Below are 21,110 nucleotides of genomic sequence, written 5' to 3' on the forward strand. Positions count from 1 at the left end.
AGATATGAAAATAGCCATTATAGGTGGAGGAATTACTGGGTTATCAGCCGCTTATTACTTGCAAAAAGAAATTTTGGCCAAGAATCTGGATGCTGAGTATCATTTGTATGAAGCAGACAGCCGCTTAGGTGGAAAAATACAAACTGATTACTCGGATGGATTTATTATTGAAAAAGGACCAGATTCATTTTTGGCACGAAAAATGAGCGCTTCCCGTCTTGCAAAAGAAGTTGGACTTGAAGGGGAGCTCCTTTACAACCAGACAGGCCAGGCATATGTGCTTAAAGAGGAAACATTGCATCCCATTCCAGGAGGGGCTGTGATGGGGATTCCGACTAAGTGGGGGCCATTTGTGAAGACCAAGCTTTTTTCTCCTCTTGGGAAGGCAAGGGCTGCCGGAGACTTAATCATCCCTAAGTCTGGTGATGGAAGCGATGATCAATCACTAGGAAAATTTTTTCGCACTCGCCTGGGTGATGAAGTGGTTGATTACTTAATTGATCCGCTTCTTTCAGGTATTTATGCCGGGAATATAGATAATTTAAGCTTAAAAGCAACTTTCCCGCAATTTGAAGAAATAGAACAGAAACATCGAAGTTTAATCCTTGGCATGAAGTCCTCAATGGCTCAGAAGGAAGAACAGCCTTCTCAGGGAAAAGCAAAAGGTAATTTTCTTTCTTTTAAAAAAGGGCTGCAATCCCTCGTTGATAGTATTGAAAATCATCTTGATGAGGATGTAGTTCATAAAAATGCGCCTATTACCCTTATTAAAAAGAAGGAAAGCGGGTATGAAATTAACTTTAAAGATCAGTCCCCAGCTTATTTTGACAGAGTCATTATCACAACCCCGCTCGACGTAGTGAAGAACATGCTGCCTGAAGATCTCCATAATGACGATTTTATGGAAATTCCTGCAACATCAGTAGCAACAGTGGCTATGGCCTTTGACGAAGGACAGGTAAAACAGGAATTTGAAGGGACTGGCTTTGTCGTTTCGAAAAAAAGTAACTATACGATTACTGCCTGTACGTGGACTCATAAAAAATGGTCACATGTTGCTCCTAAAGGCAAAGCATTACTCAGGTGCTATGTAGGAAGAGCAGGAGAAGAAGAAATCGTTGAGAAAAGTGATGAAGAGATCCTTGAGGTTGTATTGAAAGATTTAAACAAAATCATGAACGTAGAGGGCAGGCCTTCCTTTTCCCGGATTACAAGGTGGAGGCAGTCAATGCCTCAATATGAAGTCGGACACAAGCAGAAACTTAAAAAAATGAGGGAACTCCTTGATAAGGAAATGCCGGGTATACATTTGGCCGGGGCTTCTTATGAAGGGCTTGGTCTTCCTGATTGCATTACTCAAGGGGAAAAAGCAGTACACAAAGTTCTTTCTTCTGTTCCCGAAAAACCTATGGCTGTTTCTAAATAAAAGAAGAAGCTGCTCCTTTTACTATAAAAGAGAGCGGCTTCTTCTTTTTATTCTACGCTTAAGCTTGATCAGGCTGGCGATTCTTTACTACACCTGCCAGCGCATAAAGCACAGCAGTCGAAACAAAGTGAGAGGAAAAGTCGTTTGTGTCCTGCTGAGGATATACTTCTACATAGTCCATCCCGCAAAGGCCCATGCTGGCAAACTCATGTATCATAGTGACAAGTTCATAAGATGTAAGTCCGTTTCCGTCAGCCGGCCCCCCTGGATTAAAAGCATAATCTAACACATCACTGCAAATGCTCAGGTACACTTTCTCTGTCCCTTCAGAGGCAATATCATAAATTTTCTTTGAAAAGTTCTGCAGGCTGTCAGCTTCACGAATATCTTTAATCGTGAACGTTGAAGCTCCTGCTTCTTTAGCAAGCTTTCCATTTTCCGGTTTATTTCTAGGACCGTGTATTCCAAGATGTACAAGGCTTTCATTTCTTACTCCTTCGGTTTCATACAGGCGGGCAAAGGGAGATCCGCGTCCATACAAATCGCCCCCGGAGCGGAGGTTATTATCATAATGGGCATCAAGGTGTATGATACCTACTTTGCCTTCGGTCTCCTTAGTTAAGGATTCGATAATTGGATAGGTGATGCCATGATCCCCCCCAAAAGCAATCGGAAAGGCACCGCTTTTCCATATCTCTCCGGAAAAAGATTGGATTCTTTCCATTGTTTCGTCAACTTGAGCGGGCACTACATCCACATCTCCAAGGTCGCCCATGGCAAGGTGTTCTGCCATGTCCATATGATTAAGTTCTGGCAGATAACAGCTGTATCTAGCTGAACAGAGGCGGATTACCTTAGGTGCAAGTTCACACCCTGTGTAATCCCCCCATGTGACAGCTCCTTCCCATGGCACTCCATAAAAAACTATATCCTTTTCGCTCATTTTATCCCGGTTATTAACTAATTTTTCACTGTTTAAAAAGCAAGGAGTATTTCCATAAATTGTTTCCCCTGACATAGGCGGCTCCTTTCAACATAAGTATAAGGTTAAAAATTCCCTAATTAAAAATAATAAAACATTAAAATTCTCATGCCTTAATGATTTTGAAGCAGCTATGTCCCAGAGTGTGAATGGATAAATGTTTTTGGTTGTTCTACTAACCGGCATTTCTAAAAAAAAAACGGAATCGGATAGGTCCGACTCCGCTTAACATTGCTTCATTTACTGTTGAGACTGTTGAGACTGTTGAGCCTGCTGAAGCTGCTGCTGAGCCTGCTGAAGCTCTTGTTGAATTTGCTGGAACTGCTGCTGCTGGGCTTGTTGAGGCTGCTGAGCCTGCTGGGAAGCCTGTTGAAGCATTTGCTGAGCTTGCTGAAGCTGCTGTTGAGCCTGCTGAAGCTGCTGAGGATTATTCTGGGCATTTTGTACAGCTTGTTGAGCTTGCTGAATTGCTTGTTGAGCTTGTTGAGCTTGCTGGTTTTGTTGTGGCATAATGAACCTCCCTGAAAAGATAAATGGTGTAGCGATATTTATATTGTCCCCTGGCTCCTAGAATATACATCAGTAAGCAACAGCGATATAAATCAAGGATCCGTCCTTAAAAAAGCCTCTCTGCCAATTTTTTGTTACTTTATGGTACAATATGAGTTATCTGCAATAAAAAGCTCGAAGTTTAGAGTTATAGGAGTGCAATTATGGCGGAAAATAGTACAAGGGCAGTAGAAATACTAAAGCATGCGAGACATGATTGGCTGAATCAAATACAGCTCATTCAGGGAAATATATCATTGGGCAGATATGAGCGCGTGGAAGAAATTATAAGGGGTATTGTCCAGAAGGCAAGACACGAGAGCAGACTGTCGACAATGAATGTACCAAAAGTTGCTGATTTTTTACTAACCTTCAACTGGGGAAACCATTGGTTTATCTTAGATGTAGAAGTACTGGGGGAAACAAATGATTATGCCGGGTTTGAAGAAGACTGGTATACACTAATCACTTCTTTTACAAAGCATCTTGACAAAACAGTGAGTGAAAAGGGAGACAACCACCTTTTGGTAACGTTCCATTTAACAGATGCCCCTTACATTGAAATGGACTTTCAAGGGGAGTTAAAGAATAAAGCTTCCATGGAAGAATGGGTGGAGCGGCAGTGGCAGCAAAAGACTTCCTGGATTCCCAAGGAAGCTGTAATAAAGAACGAAGAAGTATTAGTTTTAATGATGAATGATAAATGAGGTGACCCTAGTGTTTATAGATAAGGTAAAAGTCTTTGTTAAAGGTGGTGACGGCGGGAATGGAATGGTAGCTTTCCGCCGTGAGAAGTATGTACCGGAAGGCGGGCCTGCTGGCGGGAACGGTGGAAAAGGTGCTAATGTTATTTTGGAAGTGGATGAGGGATTGCGGACGCTGATGGACTTTCGTTATCAGCAGCATTTTAAAGCAGGACACGGGGAAAATGGAAGGTCCAAAAACCAGCATGGGAAAAATGCAAAAGACCTGGTTATCAAAGTTCCCCCGGGGACAACTGTAACCGATGATGAGACAGGAGAAGTATTAGCAGATCTTCTTACTCACGGGCAGACAGCTGTAGTTGCACGCGGAGGGAGAGGAGGAAGGGGAAATTCAACCTTTGCTACTCCTGCAAATCCGGCTCCTGAAATCAGTGAAAATGGGGAACCAGGAATAGAACGATTTATAAACCTGGAGTTAAAGGTGCTTGCTGATGTGGGGCTGGTGGGTTTCCCAAGTGTAGGTAAATCAACCCTTCTATCCGTTGTTTCAGCCGCTAAACCTAAAATCGCTGATTATCACTTTACAACGTTGAGCCCAAATCTTGGAGTAGTAGAAGCAGGTGACGGAAGAAGCTTTGTGATGGCTGACCTTCCTGGTTTAATAGAAGGAGCACATGAAGGAGTAGGTCTTGGCCACCAATTCCTTCGTCATATTGAACGGACGAGAGTTATTGTTCATGTCATTGATATGTCTGGCCTTGAGGGAAGAGATCCTTATGAAGATTTCCTTAAGATCAATGATGAGCTGAAACAATACAATATGCGACTTCTTGAACGCCCTCAAATCATCGTAGCAAACAAAATGGACATGCCGGATAGCGAAGCTCAATTAGAATTATTCAAAGAACAGCTTACAGAAGACTACCCTGTTTTCCAAATTTCAGCCCTGACTAGACAAGGACTGAGAGAGCTGTTATTAAAGGTCGCTGACTTAATTGAACAGACCCCTGAATTTCCACTTTATGATGAAGAAGAACAAGAGCAGCGAGTCCTTTACAAATATGAAAAAGAACAGAAACCTTTTATCGTCTCAAGGGATGATGATGGCACCTTTGTTTTGTCAGGGGCCGGTATTGAAAAACTCTTTAAGATGACAGACTTAACTCATGATGAATCTGTTCGAAGGTTCTCAAGAAAGCTTCGTAACATGGGAGTAGATGAAGCGTTAAGAGAGAGAGGAGCAAAAAACGGAGATACCGTACGTCTCCTTGATTTTGAATTTGAATTTATCGAATAGCGAGAAGGCTGCTGTAAAAGCAGCCTTCTTCCATGTATGAGGGCCCCATATCATAACAAGAAACATTGTCAAAAAAGTCATACATCTTTATAATGAATAAACAGTTATACTATTTGTCAGGATGACAAATGAGTAAAGACATGACTAGTCTTATTTCAAGTATTAGTAAAACGCTGGTGGTGAACAATTGTGGCAGATCGCATTGACCGATTTTATTTAGTAAGGCAGGATATGCTCACTGAAGCGATGCAAAAGACATTAGATGCAAAAGCACTCTTAGAAAGCGGCAAGGAAACGAAAGTAGGAGACGCTGTCACACGGGTGGATTTGAGCAGAAGTGCGTTTTACAAATACAGGGACGCCATTTTTCCCTTTCATACGATGATAAAAGAGAAAATTATTACTCTGTCTATACATTTAGAAGACCGATCTGGTTCCTTATCAGAGTTGTTAGGAGTAGTGGCACAAGCGAACTCTAATGTTCTTACGATAAACCAGACCATCCCACTGCAAGGGAGAGCAAATGTAACATTAACCATAGATACTGCTGCTATAAGCATGGAGCTGCGTCAGCTTGTCTCCAAGATTAAGGAAATTGAAGCGGTGGTAAGCGTGGAAATCGTCGGTTCAGGTTCATAAGAAGAGATGACAGGAGACCTGGAAGAAAGGATTGTTGAAAGAATATGAAGACCATAGGTTATTTAGGCCCCCAAGGAACGTTTACGGAGTTGGCGGTAAAAGGGTTATTTAAAGAAGGATCCCACCTTCCGTTTTCAACTATTCCAGCGTGTATGGATGCTGTTGCAAACAAGGAAGCAGATCTTGCAGTTGTGCCTTTGGAAAATGCAATTGAGGGTTCAGTTAACTTATCCATGGATTACTTAATACACAAGCATACCCTCCCGATAATAGGAGAAATAGTTGTTCCTATAGAACAGCATCTCCTGGTAGCCCCCTCAATGGCAGATAAATGGAAGGGATGTACAGAAATTTATTCTCATCCCCATGCCATTGCACAATGCCATGATTTTCTCAACAAAGAGCTGCCTGGGAGTGACTTGCAATATACAAATTCAACAGGAGCGGCCGCTAAAAAGGTGCTGGAAGAATCTGACCGGCCTATTGCTGCTATTGCCAATGAACTTGCAGCACAACAATACGGCCTGGTAATCGCCCAAAAAAACATTCACGACTATGTGAATAACCATACAAAGTTTGTCATTTTAAAAAGGCCAGAGACTTCGTTTCATGTTTCTTCTTCTTTAAAAACCGGTGAGAAAACAACTTTAATGGTGACGCTCCCTTCCGATTATTCAGGAGCTCTTCACCAGGTGCTTTCAGCCTTTGCATGGAGAAAGCTGAATTTATCAAAGATAGAGTCTCGCCCTATGAAAACAGGTCTGGGTAATTACTTTTTTGTGATCGATGTGGATCAGGCAATGGATGAAGTGTTAATCCCAGGAGTAGTGCAAGAGCTTGAAGCGCTCGGCTGTGGGGTAAGAGTCCTTGGGAGTTATCCCTGTTTTTCGTTACAAAACGTAGAAGAAGGTGTTAAGAACCCTGTTCCTAAATAAGTGGAACAGGGTTTTTTGCATGTTATTAACTATTTTAAGAGAAATCCTTCCTGATCAAGAATCTGTACTACCTCATCAAGGACTTCGTCTGATGCGGCTTCTATCGTGTGTAAGTGGGTTCCATCAGTCAGGGCTGAAAGCAGGCCGGCATTACTTGATGAGAGCCTATCGATAAACTGTTTTACATCTCTTCGGCTTGAAAGCATTAAAGAGGCAGTGATATCACCATATAAAGGATGTTCAATGGAAACATCGATAACTGTGGCGCCATGGTCTACAATCAAGTTTAACTCTTTAGCAGTTACTGCAGGGTCATCTTCATGAAAACAGACAATTTTTTTGCGTTTCGTGTTTTCCGTCTCCCCTGGAATAAGCATATATCCCTGTGCTGTTGCTAAAATTGGGTAGTTTCTTGCTTTAAGGAGAGAGATGTCCTGTACAATGACTTGTCTGCTTACATTGGTACGTTCAGCAAGTCTGCTTCCGGTTAATGGGCTGGAAGATTCTCGAAGCCATTGTAAAAGTAAGTTCCTGCGTTTTTCCCCAAGTATCTTTTCTTTATTAACTTCCACCACTATTCTCCCTTCCGTTTATGGTAAAGTGCATGCCAAAATTGTGCAGATTTTATCTTGTTTATTTTCCTGTATAAAAACATTAAGAACACTCCTTATTGTACCATGCTCCCCTTATCGTTTGCGAAGAGTCACTTGGCATATGACTAGAGATTTCAGCATATGTTGTGCTGAGTAGCTTGAACGAAATTAAGTTTGTATTCAAGGAAGAATGTGTGGCCTTATTGTTATTTATATAAATATTGACAGTTCCTATAGGAGGGAAAAATGCATGAAAATTCATATCGTCCAAAAAGGAGATACGTTGTGGAATCTGGCACAAAAATACGGGGTGGACTTTGAAGAATTAAAGGGAGCGAACTCTCATCTGGCTAACCCTGACATGATTATGCCAGGAATGAAAATTAAGGTCCCTTCCAAAAGTGTACAAATTAAAAAAGAAGAACACAAAAAACCGCAAGTAAAAGAAGAATATCAACCTAAAGAGCAACCAGTAAAAGAAGTACCGGTAAAAGAAAAACCTGTAAAAGAACAGCCAGTGAAGGAAAAGCCGGTGAAAGAGAAACCGGTGAAGGAAAAGCCTGTTTATGAAGAGCCTGTAAAAAAAGCGCCAAAGAAAAAAGAAGCTCCAAAGCCGCCAAAACCGCCACAAATTAAAATGCCAGAAATTAAAATGCCAGAAATGAAACCACAGCAGCCTCATGTGTCACACATTCAGCCGCAGCAGCAGATGAATATCAACTTTTACAAATCACCCTACCAGCCGCAGGTTCAGCCTAAACCAAAGCCCCCTGCAAAACCGAAAGCAGAACCTAAGAAAAAAATGCCAGTGAAACCTCCTGTAAAAAAACCTGCACCTAAAAAAGAGCCTTACATGAAAAAACCCGAGATAAAGAAACCCGAGATAAAAAAACCTGAGATGAAGAAACCTAAAAAAGTGGCACCTACAGCTCCAGCACCTAAATTGCCAGTTCACCAGCCAATGCCAAAAGCACCAGAGGTCCATAAGCCAATGAAGCAACCTTATCCGTGCCCGCCATCTCCTGTGCATTGGATCCCTGTAACTCCGGTGATGCCAGGGTGTGCTCCTCTAGGTTATCATCCTGCACATCATCCTTATGGTATGGGGATGGGAGCTTATCCGGATTATTTTGGATATGGAGCCCAGCCAATGATGCAGCCAATGCAGCCAATGATGCAGCCAATGCAGCCGATGATGCCTATGCACGACCTTGATCCGGCTCAGCAATGGCCAGATCAGCAGTGGTCACAAGCAGGCTTTGAAGATTATTTTACCAGTGGCGGTATGATGCAGCCAATGAATGGTGAGTTCCCTCAAAATTTCTATAATGGAATGTGGCCCAATGGTCAGATGGGAGCTCAGCCATATCAGCGAGAGGAAGACGACGAATAAAGCCCGTGTAAAAGTACGGTAAGGAGATTACCACTCTTTCCTCTAACTAACAGTTTATTTTAAGCCTCCTTTACTCACCCTAATCGGTGAAAGGAGGTTTTAAAATATGAAAAAATTCGCTTTAAGTATTACAGCAGCTTCTATAATTGCTGGGGGACTGGCTGGATGTGGAGCAGATGATCAAAATGGCGACATGGGCGCTCAAGATACAAGAAACTTTGGATATGAAGGTTTAGATCAACGGGGTGATACTGGTCAATTTGGCCAGCGTAATAATTATCGTGGTGAAGGGCCTGTTACAGATATGCTGACTGTGGATGACCGCCGTACAGGTGACAATATCCAGCGTGGAACAGGCTGGGGAGCAGGTATGGGAACTGGTCACCGTATGGGCGCTGGGAATATGGGAACAAGAGGACACCAGACAGGTACTGGTAATGTAGGTGCAAACCGTGCAGGAGATGGCATGGGAGCAGGAGCTGGATTGGGGCAAGGCAACCGCAGGGGAGCAGGCCAAATGGGAGGAACTACCGGATTTGCTGGAGGTGACCGTACCTATGGCGGAACAATGACAGGTACTGGCGCTTTTAATGAAAGACGGCAGATGACCCATGGAATGCAAAACCAGCTGGCTCCTCGTACCGGCCGTGTTGGCGGTCCTGGTATGGTTGGTGAAGATGGCACGTTGAATGCTCGCCAGCAGCATGGAGCAGGTGCCGGGGCAGGAATTACAGGTCAGGGGGCCCATAAACAGCAAGGGCAAGCTGGTCTGGGAGTTCAGAGAAATAGAGGATTTGGAACTCAGCAGCAGCCTCAGGCATTAGGAAATTACCATCAAGATTATGATGCACAAACAGCACAGAAGATTTCAAATGCAGTTGAAAAAATGGACACTGTTAACGACTCTCGGGTCATTGTAAGAGAAGATGATGTATTGATTGGTATTGACACTACTGGTATTAATGATGAACAAAAACAAACGTTAGGCAACCGTATCGAGAGAAAAGTAGAGCAGGCATTTGACGGTCGAAAAAATGTCTATGTTGTGTCTGATGAAGAGCAATATACCAACGTTAGAAACATTGATGAGCAGCTTAGAGGCGGAGCGCCTGTTGAAGAAGTTGGAGAAACAATAACCGATATGATTCAAGATGTAGCAAACTTTGCTCAACGGCCTTTTGAACGCAGCCGTTAACTTTGAAAGAGGGTCCCAAAAGCCTAGCTTTTGTCGGGCCCTTTTTTAAATATGAGAAATATGACAGGTAATAAATTTTTCTGGTATTTACTCGCTCATTTTACTCAGGAAGTTCGCTGACCTCTGTTATGATAGTATAGAATACGGAAATGCAAGGAGAGGGGTGAAGCCTAATGGCAGGACATTCTAAATGGAATAATATAAAACGAAGAAAAGAAAGCCAGGATACTAAAAGAGCGAAGGTTTTTACCAAAATTTCCACTGAAATATTTGCAGCAGTGAGAGAAAGTGGAGATGATCCACAAACGAACCTGAGATTACGGCTGGCATTAAGCAAAGCCAAAGCTGAGAATATGCCAAACGATAATATTGAACGTACAATTAAGAAAGCTCTAGGTGAAGAGGGAGGAGTTACATACGAAGAATTAACTTATGAGGGGTATGGTCCGGGAGGGGCTGCTGTTATGGTGAAAGTTCTTACGGACAATAAGAACCGTTCTGCCGCTAATGTGCGACTGGCTTTTAACAAAAACGGCGGAAACCTAGGTGAAAATGGGTGTGTATCCTTTATGTTTCAACGGAAAGGGGTTCTTGCCATAGATAAGGAATCGGCAGGGGGAGATGAAGAGGAGTTAATGCTGGATGCTATAGAAGCCGGGGCTGCAGAGGTTGAAGTGTTGGAAGAGGCATACGAATTATTGACTGATCCGGAGAATTTTGAGAGCGTAAAAAATGCCCTTGAAAAATCTGAATACACTTTTAAAACAGCAGAAGTTACAATGGTTCCTTCAACCATGTCCGAGCTTGGAGACAGCGATGCTGAGAAAATGATTAAGCTTATTGATGCCCTTGAAGATAACGATGATGTACAAAGTGTGTACCATAATTTTCAAATAGAGGAAAAGCAGCTTGAGCGACTGGAGGTTTAACCCCCTGCATAAAAGCTTCCATTATTGGTGACACTATACCAAAATGGAAGCTTTTTTGGCGGTGAAAAGTTATGAGTAAAAAAGAAGTAAGCGTAAAGAAATCAGCTATATTCTTGATGACTGCTTTATTATCCCTATTGTTTGTCATTTCTTATGCCTCTACAGCTCTACTTGGTTCTGAAGAAAATACAAATGGAGAAAGCAGAATCAATCAAGAAGAAAAAATGGAATTAGAAAAGAGTATTGAAACGGTCAAAGGGCCTAAAACCGTAAAAGTGGTGCTCGAAAGACGTTATTTAGATGGCCAGATAAGTGAAGAGACAATTGAGGAGACTATTTGGGCACAAGAAGATTTTTGGGCTCATTATTCTGGATGGTCGTTAAAGGATCAAAATAATGAAAGAATTGTTTTTACACAGGACATTGAAGATATTTCTCCCCTGTTAAAATGGAGCGGCTATTTTGGCTTAGATGAAAACGGTGTTCTTACTATATTTAAAGGAAGGCCAGAGGGAAATGAAGTCATTCAGTCTTTTTACCAAATTGATACTGAGAGATTGGAAAGTCATTACCTTGAGCAGTTGGGGGAAGGAATTCCTGTAAAAACCAAAGAAACATACGAAAGTGTACTAAAAGTCCTTGAAGAAGCCAAAGCAGAACAAATGTGAATGAGGCCCTGGATAAAAGTCTGGTAAACAAGGGGCTTCACCGTTGGTGAGAGCCACTACTTTATATATTTCATGGCCCCAGAAACTCGCTTATGGTGCAAGAAAACCTATAACTAAATAGCAGGCAGTTGGGAGGACTTACCCAACAGCTCTAAGCTCCAGCAGCCGAGAGGCTGCTTTTTTTATGAGATTAGTCAAAATGAAAGCCTTCGAATAGGGGAAAATCATTGACTTGGAAAAGATTCGACAAAAGAGTTATTTTCCACCTTGGCATATATTTGCTATGATAAAGGAAATGCACGTTCGCATTTATAATTGAATGCCATGGGGAGAGAAGCAACAGTGATTGAGTTTGTCAGAGGAAAGATCGTTTATATAGAGACAGAATTTATTACGATGGATGTTCAAGGAATCGGATACCTTGTTTATTGTGCTAATCCCTTCATTTATCAAAAGGATGAAGGAAAAGAAGTAACCGTTTATACATACCAGCATGTCAGAGAAGACGCAATTCGTTTATACGGCTTTTCGGATCGTCAGGAAAGAGAGCTTTTTCAGCAGCTTCTACAGGTTTCAGGAATTGGTCCGAAAGGTGCGTTGGCCATTTTAGCATCTGGACGACCGGATCAAGTAGTTGAAGCCATCGAACAGGAAAATGAAAAATTTCTAGTTAAATTTCCTGGTGTCGGCAAAAAGACAGCCAGACAGATGATCTTAGACCTGAAAGGGAAGCTGGGATATGTAGAGGCCGAAGGCTTGTTTGCAGAAGCATCCCAAAAGGAATCCACAGCTACAATGTCACCCCTTGAGGAGGCACTGGAGGCTTTAAGGGCCTTAGGCTATGGCGAAAAGGAAATCAGCAAAGTCACTCCGAAACTCAAACAAGAAGAGCTTTCTGCTGACCAATATGTGAAAAAAGCTCTTCAGCTCATGTTAAATTAATGAAAAGAGGGTGGTAAGTATGGACGAGAGAATTATCTCACAAGAAGCCCAGGCTGAAGAAGAATCCTTTGATCAAGGGATACGCCCTCTTGATTTTGACCAATACATTGGGCAGACAAAGGTAAAAGAAAACCTGAAGATCTTTATTGAAGCAGCCAGGATGAGAGAGGAATGCCTGGACCATGTCCTGCTTTATGGTCCCCCCGGACTTGGTAAAACAACGCTTGCGATGATCATAGCTAATGAAATGCAAGTCAATATAAGGACGACTTCTGGTCCTGCCATTGAAAGGCCTGGCGATCTAGCAGCAGTTCTGACTGCTTTAGAGCCTGGGGATGTATTATTTATTGATGAAATCCACAGACTGCCAAGGTCGGTCGAAGAAGTTCTTTATCCGGCTATGGAGGATTTTTGTATTGATATAGTCATCGGAAAGGATTCAACCGCCCGATCCGTCCGCTTGGACCTTCCTCCTTTTACCCTGGTAGGAGCTACTACGAGGGCGGGGATGCTGTCTGCTCCGTTAAGAGACAGGTTTGGCGTCCTCTCAAGACTGGAATACTATAAAGAAGAAGAACTTGCTGATATTGTGAGTCGGACAGGGGACCTGCTTATGGTAGAAATGGAGGAAGAGGCAGCCGGGGAAATGGCCCGCAGATCCAGAGGAACCCCGAGAATAGCAAACCGTTTGTTAAAAAGGGTCAGAGATTTTGCCCAGGTGCAGGGAAACGGGATCATTACAACAGAGCTTGCAGTGGATGCTCTTGAAAGGCTGCAGGTAGATAAGCTGGGATTAGATCATATCGATCACAAGCTTCTATTAAGCATTATTGAAAAGTTCCGCGGCGGTCCTGTAGGTCTTGAAACCATTGCTGCTACAATAGGCGAAGAGTCACACACCATTGAAGACGTATATGAGCCCTATCTGCTGCAAATCGGCTTTTTGCAAAGAACCCCGAGAGGAAGAGTTGTAACCCACCTTGTTTACGAGCATTTCAATATGGAGGTGCCCAAAAATGGCTGATTTCCCCAAAATAATTATTGGAATAGGAATAGCATTAATTATCTTTGGGCTGATTTGGCAAGTGGGAGGAAAATTCATATCTCTTGGCAAGCTGCCAGGGGATATTCTTTTTAAAAGAGGAAACACAACGATTTACTTCCCGATTGTTACTTCAATCATTATCAGTATCGTATTGTCGATTATCCTTTTTATTATTGGACGATTTAGGTAAAGCTTGTCACAGATACCTGTTTTTTGTATGATGAGAAAGATTGTTTACGCAGCGCCAGAAAGAAAAGAGGTAGACGTAATGAACGTCAATGATTTTGATTTTACTTTGCCAGAGGAATTGATCGCTCAAACTCCTCTGAAAAAAAGAGATGCTTCCAGATTAATGATTGTAAACCCTGTTAATGGAAATGTAGAGCACAGACATTTTCCGGACATATTAGATTACATGAAAGAAGGAGACACCCTTGTATTAAATGACACAAGGGTGCTTCCAGCTCGCCTTCTCGGCCAAAAGGAAACCGGTGGTCAGGCAGAAGTCCTGCTATTAAAACAAGTAAAAGGCGACGAATGGGAAACGCTGGTAAAGCCCGCCAAGAGAATCAAACCAGGTACAGTGATTGAATTTGGAGACGGACGATTAAAAGCTGTTTGCACTGATGTGTTAGAACATGGAGGACGTGTGCTTGATTTTCAATATGAAGGTGTTTTCCTTGAGGTCCTTGAGTCTTTAGGAGAAATGCCGCTTCCTCCTTATATTAAAGAGAAGCTGGATGATCGTGAACGCTATCAGACCGTTTACGCGGAACAAGATGGCTCGGCTGCTGCTCCAACAGCAGGCCTTCACTTTACTAATGAGCTTCTGGGCGCGACAAGAGCCAGAGGTATACACGTGACAACCATTACGCTTCACGTAGGATTAGGTACCTTCCGCCCTGTTGCTGTAGATGAAATTAGTGATCATGTCATGCACGCTGAATTTTATCAAATGAGTGAAGGAACGGCAGATTTATTGAATAGAACAAAAGAGCAGGGCGGTAACATAATTGCAGTAGGGACAACCTCAGCACGGACACTGGAAACAATAGCTGGAAGAAATAATGGGTCTTTTCATGAAGAATCAGGCTGGACAGATATTTTTATTTATCCAGGTTATCAGTTTAAAGGTATTGATTCTCTCCTTACAAATTTTCATTTGCCAAAGTCCACGTTAGTCATGCTCGTAAGTGCGCTCGCCGGAAGAGAAACTATCCTAAAGGCCTATAACGAAGCGGTGAGGGAGAAATACCGTTTTTTCAGTTTTGGAGACGCTATGTTTATTACCCACAGGGAGGATTCAAATGACAGCAGTAACATATGAATTGATTAAGACATGTAAGCAATCCGGGGCGCGCTTAGGCCGCCTCCATACCCCTCATGGCTCGATAGAGACTCCGATTTTTATGCCCGTAGGTACCCTTGCCACAGTAAAGACATTGAGCCCTGAGGAACTAGAAGAAATGGGTTCTCAGATTATATTAAGCAATACCTATCACCTCTGGCTCAGGCCTGGGGAAGATATTATTGAAGAAGCAGGCGGCCTTCACAGCTTTATGAACTGGAAAAAGCCTATTCTTACAGACTCTGGAGGGTTTCAAGTATTCAGTTTGAGTGATCTTCGGGATATAAAGGAAGAAGGAGTGCATTTTCGTAATCATATTAGCGGTGAAAAACTCTTTCTTTCCCCTGAAAAGGCAATGCAGATTCAAAACTCTCTCGGCTCAGATATTATGATGGCGTTTGATGAATGTCCTCCTTATCCAGCAGAGAGAGACTATATGAAGAAATCAGTAGAGCGGACAAGCAGATGGGCAGAGCGTTGTCTGGAGGCTCATAAAAATACTGAAAAACAAGCTGTATTTGGGATTGTACAGGGAGGAGAATATGAAGATCTGAGGAAACAATCAGCAGAAGACTTGATTTCTCTTGACTTTCCCGGGTATGCTGTAGGTGGATTATCGGTAGGAGAGCCGAAAGATGTAATGAATAAGGTGCTTGAATTCACCACACCCCTGCTGCCTGAAGAGAAACCTCGTTACTTAATGGGGGTAGGTTCAGCTGATTCATTGATCGACGGAGTTATCAGAGGCATTGATATGTTTGATTGTGTCCTGCCTACTCGTGTTGCGCGCAACGGGACCTGTATGACAAGTACTGGAAGAGTTGTGGTCAGGAATGCTAAGTATGCCAGAGACTTTGGGCCACTAGATGAAAATTGCAGCTGTCATGTTTGCAGAAATTATTCTCGGGCTTACATTCGTCATTTAGTCAAATGCAACGAAACATTCGGGTTTCGGTTAACCTCTTACCACAACCTTTATTTCTTGTTAGAATTAATGGAGCAGGTTCGACAAGCGATTCGAGAAGACGGTCTGCTGGACTTCCGTGACGAGGTCTTTGAGAAATATGGGTTTAATAAGCCCGGTGCCAAGAACTTCTAACATTTCATTCAATTAGGTTAAGAAGGGAGGGAATTCATTCATGGAAGCTATAATTATGCTGATCCTGATGTTTGCTATTTTTTACTTCCTGCTGATTCGTCCTCAGCAAAAACGTCAAAAGCAAGTGCGTGAAATGCACGATAACTTGCAAAAAGGCGACAAGGTTGTCACAATTGGCGGACTGCACGCAACGATCGATGCGTTAGATGAAAATACGATTATCGTTCTTGTAAACGATAACCGTAAGCTGACTTTTGACCGCAGTGCAGTAAGAGAAGTTGTCAATGAAGATTAATTCAGTCTTCATGACTTCTACATACAAAGCACACAGCTCCTACTAAGGGCTGTGTGCTTTTTTGCTTATAGAAGTAACACTTTATTCAACGAGTCAGATCCTTTATACGAAAAGGAACTGTTTCTTAATAGCTGCAGCGCAAGGGTGTCAGCGTTTTAAACAGTCTTACTTAGAAGAAAGGTTGACTCCTATCATGCCCCCTAACGTTGCAGTTCCGAGAAATAAGGCATGCATTAACATTTGGTGTCCTGTAAAGGCATTATCATAGCCTAAGAATTGAACTAAAAAAGCTAAGCAAACAAAAAGAAGAGCCGCAAGAAATCCTGTCAGCCAACCTCTTGAAGCGGACCGGGCCCCTGCTGTGATTCCTCCAATCAGCATTGCGCCAATAGACAGAGTAATCACAAGCCATGTAAGAGAATGCTCGGAAAAATTAGTGAATCGGAGAATCAAAGACAGTACGAAGCTAAACAAAAAAACAAGAGCAATGATGGTCCCGGTTCCATAGAACACTGCCGTCATTAACCGTTGCTGTTCCGCCATGGTCCACACCTCTTTTACAGTTTGTACTCATGTATATTCATGGCCCGTCTTAAATAGAATGTACTTTCCTTTTCAAAGGATCTTTTCAAAATTTTTTTATAGATCAATAAAGAGAAAGAGCTTGTTAGTCCCTGCCATTGGAGATTGATTTGGACGAAGCAGTAAAACAAGTCTCATGTTAAGGGCCGCCTGGTCATACAAATAGTACAAACCCCGAGAAAAGGTGGCGGCCTTGTGATTGAAGCTATCTTAACCATCTCTATTTTCATTTTCAGCTATTTCTTTCTTATTACAGAAAAGGGGAACCGGGCTTTAGTGGCATGTGCAGGCGGTTCATTAATGCTCTTTGCAGGAATTATTGACTTGGATATGGCTTTTTTTCGGTACATCGACTGGCATACCATCGCTTTACTTTTTTCGATGATGATCCTGGTGTCTGTTTCCAGTCAGAGTGGTATGTTTGAATATGTAGCCGTGAAAGCCGCGCAAATTGTGCGTGGAAAGCCAATATCCTTGTTAATTATGTTTTCGGTTCTCACTGCAGTCGGATCTGCATTTTTAAATAACGTCACAACAGTTCTTTTGGTAGCACCTATTATATTTACCTTAACCGGAATCCTGGGAATGAACGCTGTTCCTTTTTTGATAGCTATCGTAATGGCGTCAAATATTGGAGGGACGGCCACATTAATTGGAGACCCGCCAAATCTTATGATCGGCCAGGCTGTTTCTCACTTAACCTTTAATGATTTTCTTGTTCACCTTGGGCCTCCAGTAGTGTTAATTTTCATCGTGGTGATGGCTGGGCTGGCGTTTTATTACAAGGGTGAGTTTCAAACGAATCAAAACAATATGGCTCAAAAGAAGCTGATGGAAATCAACGCTGCTTCTTATATTAAAAACAAATCTGTGTTGATCAAATCTGTGTTTGTCTTGCTTCTGACCGTAACAGCTTTTATTGCCCAGCCGATGCTTCAGGTGGAATTAACGGCTATTGCAATGGGTGGAGCCCTTCTTCTCTTGTTTTTAACGCATGAAGAGTCTAATGTTGAAGAGGTTTTTAAACAGGTTGAATGGGTGACAATCTTCTTTTTTATCGGCTTATTTATGCTCGTTGGAGGTTTAGAAGAATCAGGTTTGATTGAAGAAATGGCACGAAGTCTGATTTATTATACAGGGGGAGATGTACCCCAGACTTCCTTGCTTATTCTCTGGGTTTCAGGCATTGTATCAGGGTTTGTTGATAACATTCCTTTTGTGGCAGCGATGATTCCAGTCATTCTGGAATTTGAAAGCTATGGTATTGGCAATCTTGAGCCATTATGGTGGGCGTTGGCTCTTGGAGCATGCCTTGGAGGCAATGCCACAATTATTGGAGCCACGGCTAATGTGATTGTTGCTGGTCTTGCAGCAAAAGCAAACCAGGGATTTTCTTATTATGAATTTTTTAAAGTCGGTGCCCCTACCGCGTTAGTGTCTTTTCTTATTTCAACGATTTATCTTTATGTAAGGTATTTAATGTTCTACTAAAAACTGACTTCAACTTCAAGAGCAAACTAAAAAATCCCCTGCTTGTAATAAGCGTGGGATTTTTTGTATCTTTGTTTCTTTTATGAAAAAAACGTAAAGGGGCATACTAAAATTCCGTGGTTAGAATTTGCAGCGGGAAGAAGGGTGAATGGTATGGATCCGGTAACTATCCTTATTCGTACATTGCTTGTTTATATTTTCTTGCTGATCATCCTGAGAGTCATGGGTAAAAGAGAACTTGGACAGCTTTCTATATTGGATTTTGTTGTATCGATAATGATTGCAGAATTAGCGGTCATCTCCATAGAAAACATTCGGATGTCCATGGTAGAAGCATTTCTCCCTATTGTCCTTTTATCTGTCATCCAAATTGCTTTAGCATTTCTATCATTGAAAAGTGAAAAAATCCGTCACTTGGTAGACGGTACACCTTCATACATCATTAAAGAGGGAAAAATAGATGAAAAGGAAATGCGCAGACAGAGATACAATTTTGATGACTTGATGATGCAGTTAAGGCAAAAAAACATAAAGGATCTTTCTGATGTAGAATTTGCTATCTTGGAGCCTTCAGGAGAGCTCTCTGTATTTGAAGAAAATGACGAAGACAAAGTTTCTATGCCCCTCCCCTTTATCATTGACGGGGTTATTCAGCATTCTCATTTAAAAAAAGCAGGCAAAAATGAACTTTGGCTGAGAAGGGAATTAAGAAAAGCTGGAATTAAAACAGTTAAAGAAGTATCATACTGTGCCTTTCGGACAGATGGCACCATGTTTGTCGATTTGGATGACAATAAAAAATAGCCCGCGTAAGGGCTATTTTTTTTGAAAAAGTGTAAAGAAAGGCAAGCGTGAAACATGCTTTATGGTTACGATTCTAAAGAGAAATAACCCTGCCACGTAACAAAGCACTGTAAGAATGAGGGCAAGTATTGTCCTTGGAAGAAGGAGGGAATGCTGGAGGGCTTCATGAAAAAACCAGTGTCCAGCCCAACCTGAACCAAGCATGATAACCAGTATGGAAAGAATTTCTCTTGTTTCGATTGTGATGCTGATTGTTTTTGCCACAGCTGTAAAATGAAGCAGTGTCACTAAAACCATGCTGACAGTAATTCCTAGAGCTGCACCCATGATTCCCAAACCAGGCTGAGAGGCTAGAACAGCAATAGTTCCTATTTTAACAATCGCCCCAGCCAGGCTGTTGTACATAGCAGCCTTTGCCATATTTAAAGCTTGCAGGGTTGCCTGGAGCGGTCCTTGGAAATAAAGGAATATGGTAAAAGGAGCCATTACATGCAAAAAGACAGCTGCATGAGGAGCGTCATACATAAGGTCCATGACTGGTACAGCAAATACATATAAGACCACGACTGAAATACCACCAGAAATAAAAGCGACTCTGGAAGCCTGTCTGAGCCTTTTTTGAATTGTACGGTAATCATTTCTCGCTGCAGCTTCACTAATGGCAGGTACGAGTGAGACAGAAAGGGAAGCAGTGATGAAAGTAGGCAGAGTGAGTAATGGAATCACAAAGCCGCTGAGCTCACCGTACTGGGCAGTGGCAGCTGCAGTAGCGACGCCCGCAATGGCAAGACTCTGGGCAACGACAATTGGTTCAAAGAAAAACGAAAGGGACCCTACAAGACGGCTGCCTGTTGTCGGCAGGGCAATCGTCATGAGATCGTTAAATGTTTTCTTCCCTCCTTTGACGTAGGAGAAAAACTGTTTGCGAACCTTCATAGGTTTTTTAGCTTTAAACATCCAGATCATATAGAGTAAAGATATAAGCTCACCAGCCACTACTGAAAGCATAGCCCCGGCAGCAGCATATTCAACGCCATAAGGAAGAAAAGCTTTCGTACATATAGCAACTAAGGTAATGCGGACAACTTGCTCTATAACTTGAGAATATGCGGTAGGTCTCATATTCTGGCGGCCTTGAAAATAACCTCTCAGCACGGCAGACAAGGCAACAATAGGCACAATAGGAATAATCGCTAATAAGGGATAAAGAGCCCGGGCATCTGTCAGCAGAAATGAGGAAAGAAAAGGAGCAGCTGCCATGACTCCTATTGTAAAGATAATACTTGAAGATCCTGTTACAGCTAATGAAACAACCAAAATCTTTTTCATCTTTTTTGTGTCGTTTTCAGCATCAGCCTCGGCAATTAATTTTGATATAGCAACGGGAAGCCCAAGCTGAGTTAAAGTGATAATTAATAACAGGGTAGGAACAGCCATCATATATAATCCTACGCCTTCAGCACCCATTATCCTTGCTACGACGATTTTATTAATAAAGCCTAAAAAGCGTGTGATCAGTCCTGCCATAATTAAAATCAATGTTCCCTGCAGGAAGGTTTGTTTTGACATCTCCCTCCTCCTTCAAAAAAGGATGGTATTTCCGCGCAATAATTAATATGCTAAGAAGAGGGTCAAGCATGACAAGTTTTCATAGAATGAAAGAAATCAGACAGAAAGGGAGTCATTCATGAAAGAGGCCTTTTCAGAGTTGGTAATGGAGACTTTTGGTTTTTTTCCTTCTGAACTGCTTGTGCTGCTTCTGTCGGCATTTCCAGTCATTGAGGTAAGAGGAGGTATTCCTGCAGCTGCCTTGTTAGGGGTACCGTTTGAATCGGCTTTGTTATTTGCCCTGTTAGGCAACCTCTTGCCCATTGCACCTGTGCTTTTATTATTTCGTCCTGTCAGCAGGTGGCTGCTCAGGTTTCAGTATTACAAGAAGTTTTATGATTGGGTTTTTGAACGCACGATGAAAAAAGGGGCACAAGTTCAAAAATGGGGGGCTGCAGGCTTAATATTATTTACGGCCGTTCCGTTCCCGACGACCGGGGCCTATTCGGCCTGCCTGGCGGCAGTGTTATTTTTTATCCCTTTTCGTGCCGCTTTTTTTGCGATAAGCTTTGGAGTAGTGATTGCCACCACCATTATAGGGATTGCTTCATACCCTCTTTTCATTTAACTATCAAGGAGGTTTTGT

At 42.3% G+C, this 21,110-nt stretch carries 23 protein-coding genes; 18 read left to right on the forward strand and 5 right to left on the reverse strand.

The window, feature by feature from the left end:
• The first annotated feature begins 4 nt into the window (after positions 1-4).
• Positions 5-1,426 carry a protoporphyrinogen oxidase gene (hemY, locus tag CEF17_RS02915; RefSeq protein WP_100398213.1) on the forward strand — a complete coding sequence of 474 codons (1,422 nt, stop codon included), beginning with the start codon at positions 5-7 and terminating at the stop codon, positions 1,424-1,426.
• Between the two features lie 58 nt (positions 1,427-1,484).
• Here the strand turns inward: hemY and CEF17_RS02920 are convergent, their stop codons facing one another.
• A complete protein-coding gene (locus CEF17_RS02920; RefSeq protein ID WP_100398214.1) occupies positions 1,485-2,444 on the reverse strand; it encodes an agmatinase family protein in 960 nt (319 codons plus the stop codon).
• A 204-nt stretch (positions 2,445-2,648) separates the two neighbouring features.
• Positions 2,649-2,918 carry a hypothetical protein gene (locus CEF17_RS02925; protein WP_100398215.1) on the reverse strand — a complete coding sequence of 90 codons (270 nt, stop codon included), beginning with the start codon at positions 2,916-2,918 and terminating at the stop codon, positions 2,649-2,651.
• A gap of 203 nt (positions 2,919-3,121) precedes the next feature.
• Between CEF17_RS02925 and CEF17_RS02930 the strand changes: the two genes are divergently transcribed.
• The 4 genes from CEF17_RS02930 (at position 3,122) to pheA (ending at position 6,532) form a co-directional block, all read left to right on the forward strand.
• Positions 3,122-3,664: a Spo0B C-terminal domain-containing protein gene (locus CEF17_RS02930; RefSeq protein ID WP_100398216.1), complete on the forward strand. Its 543-nt coding sequence runs from the start codon at positions 3,122-3,124 to the stop codon at positions 3,662-3,664.
• A 10-nt stretch (positions 3,665-3,674) separates the two neighbouring features.
• Positions 3,675-4,958, forward strand: coding sequence for a GTPase ObgE (gene obgE / locus CEF17_RS02935; RefSeq protein ID WP_100398217.1), 1,284 nt, complete (start codon positions 3,675-3,677; stop codon positions 4,956-4,958).
• Positions 4,959-5,189: 231 nt separating this feature from the next.
• A complete protein-coding gene (locus CEF17_RS02940) occupies positions 5,190-5,597 on the forward strand; it encodes an ACT domain-containing protein (protein WP_232725556.1) in 408 nt (135 codons plus the stop codon).
• Positions 5,598-5,641: 44 nt separating this feature from the next.
• Positions 5,642-6,532, forward strand: coding sequence for a prephenate dehydratase (pheA, locus tag CEF17_RS02945; RefSeq protein ID WP_100398219.1), 891 nt, complete (start codon positions 5,642-5,644; stop codon positions 6,530-6,532).
• Positions 6,533-6,561: 29 nt separating this feature from the next.
• Here pheA and CEF17_RS02950 read toward each other — a convergent pair whose 3' ends face one another.
• The gene (locus CEF17_RS02950) at positions 6,562-7,104 is read right to left on the reverse strand and encodes a transcription repressor NadR (RefSeq protein ID WP_442857426.1); all 543 of its coding nucleotides are present in this window, start codon (positions 7,102-7,104) and stop codon (positions 6,562-6,564) included.
• A gap of 271 nt (positions 7,105-7,375) precedes the next feature.
• On the opposite strand from CEF17_RS02950, the gene safA reads away from it, so the two are divergent.
• The 10 genes from safA (at position 7,376) to yajC (ending at position 16,039) form a co-directional block, all read left to right on the forward strand.
• Positions 7,376-8,518, forward strand: a complete 1,143-nt coding sequence (gene safA, locus CEF17_RS20270; protein WP_198508869.1) for a SafA/ExsA family spore coat assembly protein — start codon at positions 7,376-7,378, stop codon at positions 8,516-8,518.
• Between the two features lie 106 nt (positions 8,519-8,624).
• Positions 8,625-9,713 (forward strand): YhcN/YlaJ family sporulation lipoprotein, encoded by a 1,089-nt coding sequence (locus tag CEF17_RS02965; RefSeq protein ID WP_100398221.1) that lies wholly within the window; start codon positions 8,625-8,627, stop codon positions 9,711-9,713.
• Between the two features lie 173 nt (positions 9,714-9,886).
• Positions 9,887-10,642: a YebC/PmpR family DNA-binding transcriptional regulator gene (locus CEF17_RS02970; protein ID WP_100398222.1), complete on the forward strand. Its 756-nt coding sequence runs from the start codon at positions 9,887-9,889 to the stop codon at positions 10,640-10,642.
• A 71-nt stretch (positions 10,643-10,713) separates the two neighbouring features.
• Positions 10,714-11,310: a BofC C-terminal domain-containing protein gene (locus tag CEF17_RS02975; RefSeq protein ID WP_100398223.1), complete on the forward strand. Its 597-nt coding sequence runs from the start codon at positions 10,714-10,716 to the stop codon at positions 11,308-11,310.
• Positions 11,311-11,652: 342 nt separating this feature from the next.
• Positions 11,653-12,252, forward strand: coding sequence for a Holliday junction branch migration protein RuvA (gene ruvA, locus CEF17_RS02980; RefSeq protein WP_100400769.1), 600 nt, complete (start codon positions 11,653-11,655; stop codon positions 12,250-12,252).
• A gap of 19 nt (positions 12,253-12,271) precedes the next feature.
• Positions 12,272-13,276: a Holliday junction branch migration DNA helicase RuvB gene (gene ruvB, locus CEF17_RS02985; protein ID WP_100398224.1), complete on the forward strand. Its 1,005-nt coding sequence runs from the start codon at positions 12,272-12,274 to the stop codon at positions 13,274-13,276.
• Positions 13,269-13,487, forward strand: coding sequence for a DUF2905 domain-containing protein (locus CEF17_RS02990; protein WP_100398225.1), 219 nt, complete (start codon positions 13,269-13,271; stop codon positions 13,485-13,487). Before ruvB ends, CEF17_RS02990 begins: the two co-directional genes overlap by 8 nt.
• A 78-nt stretch (positions 13,488-13,565) precedes the next feature.
• The gene (gene queA / locus CEF17_RS02995; protein ID WP_100398226.1) at positions 13,566-14,624 is read left to right on the forward strand and encodes a tRNA preQ1(34) S-adenosylmethionine ribosyltransferase-isomerase QueA; all 1,059 of its coding nucleotides are present in this window, start codon (positions 13,566-13,568) and stop codon (positions 14,622-14,624) included.
• On the forward strand, positions 14,605-15,744 hold the full coding sequence (gene tgt, locus CEF17_RS03000) for a tRNA guanosine(34) transglycosylase Tgt (protein ID WP_100398227.1): 1,140 nt from the start codon (positions 14,605-14,607) through the stop codon (positions 15,742-15,744). Before queA ends, tgt begins: the two co-directional genes overlap by 20 nt.
• A 40-nt stretch (positions 15,745-15,784) precedes the next feature.
• Complete coding sequence (gene yajC / locus CEF17_RS03005; RefSeq protein WP_100398228.1) at positions 15,785-16,039, forward strand: preprotein translocase subunit YajC; 255 nt, start codon at positions 15,785-15,787, stop codon at positions 16,037-16,039.
• A gap of 165 nt (positions 16,040-16,204) precedes the next feature.
• On the opposite strand, the gene CEF17_RS03010 is transcribed toward yajC, so the two are convergent.
• On the reverse strand, positions 16,205-16,582 hold the full coding sequence (locus tag CEF17_RS03010) for a TIGR04086 family membrane protein (protein ID WP_100398229.1): 378 nt from the start codon (positions 16,580-16,582) through the stop codon (positions 16,205-16,207).
• Between the two features lie 237 nt (positions 16,583-16,819).
• Here CEF17_RS03010 and CEF17_RS03015 point away from each other — a divergent pair, with 237 nt between their 5' ends.
• Complete coding sequence (locus CEF17_RS03015; RefSeq protein ID WP_100400770.1) at positions 16,820-18,112, forward strand: ArsB/NhaD family transporter; 1,293 nt, start codon at positions 16,820-16,822, stop codon at positions 18,110-18,112.
• A gap of 153 nt (positions 18,113-18,265) precedes the next feature.
• Positions 18,266-18,916 (forward strand): DUF421 domain-containing protein, encoded by a 651-nt coding sequence (locus tag CEF17_RS03020; RefSeq protein ID WP_100398230.1) that lies wholly within the window; start codon positions 18,266-18,268, stop codon positions 18,914-18,916.
• A 12-nt stretch (positions 18,917-18,928) separates the two neighbouring features.
• On the opposite strand, the gene spoVB is transcribed toward CEF17_RS03020, so the two are convergent.
• Positions 18,929-20,485 (reverse strand): stage V sporulation protein B, encoded by a 1,557-nt coding sequence (gene spoVB, locus CEF17_RS03025; RefSeq protein WP_100398231.1) that lies wholly within the window; start codon positions 20,483-20,485, stop codon positions 18,929-18,931.
• Positions 20,486-20,603: 118 nt separating this feature from the next.
• Here spoVB and CEF17_RS03030 point away from each other — a divergent pair, with 118 nt between their 5' ends.
• Complete coding sequence (locus CEF17_RS03030; RefSeq protein WP_100398232.1) at positions 20,604-21,092, forward strand: COG2426 family protein; 489 nt, start codon at positions 20,604-20,606, stop codon at positions 21,090-21,092.
• Positions 21,093-21,110 lie beyond the last annotated feature (18 nt).

The sequence above is a fragment of the Bacillus sp. FJAT-44742 genome (assembly GCF_002797315.1).
Lineage (GTDB): Bacteria > Bacillota > Bacilli > Bacillales > Marinococcaceae > Thalassorhabdus > Thalassorhabdus alkalitolerans.

What these genes read in the sequence shown, in the direction of transcription:
- tgt (WP_100398227.1), top strand. Translation starts at nt 14,605, where the DNA reads ATGACAGCAGTAACATATGAATTGATTAAGACATGTAAGCAATCCGGG.
- spoVB (WP_100398231.1), bottom strand. Translation starts at nt 20,485, where the DNA reads ATGTCAAAACAAACCTTCCTGCAGGGAACATTGATTTTAATTATGGCA.
- yajC (WP_100398228.1), top strand. Translation starts at nt 15,785, where the DNA reads ATGGAAGCTATAATTATGCTGATCCTGATGTTTGCTATTTTTTACTTC.
- ruvB (WP_100398224.1), top strand. Translation starts at nt 12,272, where the DNA reads ATGGACGAGAGAATTATCTCACAAGAAGCCCAGGCTGAAGAAGAATCC.
- queA (WP_100398226.1), top strand. Translation starts at nt 13,566, where the DNA reads ATGAACGTCAATGATTTTGATTTTACTTTGCCAGAGGAATTGATCGCT.
- CEF17_RS02990 (WP_100398225.1), top strand. Translation starts at nt 13,269, where the DNA reads ATGGCTGATTTCCCCAAAATAATTATTGGAATAGGAATAGCATTAATT.
- CEF17_RS02920 (WP_100398214.1), bottom strand. Translation starts at nt 2,444, where the DNA reads ATGTCAGGGGAAACAATTTATGGAAATACTCCTTGCTTTTTAAACAGT.
- hemY (WP_100398213.1), top strand. Translation starts at nt 5, where the DNA reads ATGAAAATAGCCATTATAGGTGGAGGAATTACTGGGTTATCAGCCGCT.
- CEF17_RS02970 (WP_100398222.1), top strand. Translation starts at nt 9,887, where the DNA reads ATGGCAGGACATTCTAAATGGAATAATATAAAACGAAGAAAAGAAAGC.
- CEF17_RS03020 (WP_100398230.1), top strand. Translation starts at nt 18,266, where the DNA reads ATGGATCCGGTAACTATCCTTATTCGTACATTGCTTGTTTATATTTTC.
- CEF17_RS02965 (WP_100398221.1), top strand. Translation starts at nt 8,625, where the DNA reads ATGAAAAAATTCGCTTTAAGTATTACAGCAGCTTCTATAATTGCTGGG.
- pheA (WP_100398219.1), top strand. Translation starts at nt 5,642, where the DNA reads ATGAAGACCATAGGTTATTTAGGCCCCCAAGGAACGTTTACGGAGTTG.
- CEF17_RS02930 (WP_100398216.1), top strand. Translation starts at nt 3,122, where the DNA reads ATGGCGGAAAATAGTACAAGGGCAGTAGAAATACTAAAGCATGCGAGA.
- CEF17_RS02940 (WP_232725556.1), top strand. Translation starts at nt 5,190, where the DNA reads ATGCTCACTGAAGCGATGCAAAAGACATTAGATGCAAAAGCACTCTTA.
- CEF17_RS03030 (WP_100398232.1), top strand. Translation starts at nt 20,604, where the DNA reads ATGAAAGAGGCCTTTTCAGAGTTGGTAATGGAGACTTTTGGTTTTTTT.
- CEF17_RS03010 (WP_100398229.1), bottom strand. Translation starts at nt 16,582, where the DNA reads ATGGCGGAACAGCAACGGTTAATGACGGCAGTGTTCTATGGAACCGGG.
- CEF17_RS02975 (WP_100398223.1), top strand. Translation starts at nt 10,714, where the DNA reads ATGAGTAAAAAAGAAGTAAGCGTAAAGAAATCAGCTATATTCTTGATG.
- CEF17_RS02925 (WP_100398215.1), bottom strand. Translation starts at nt 2,918, where the DNA reads ATGCCACAACAAAACCAGCAAGCTCAACAAGCTCAACAAGCAATTCAG.
- safA (WP_198508869.1), top strand. Translation starts at nt 7,376, where the DNA reads ATGAAAATTCATATCGTCCAAAAAGGAGATACGTTGTGGAATCTGGCA.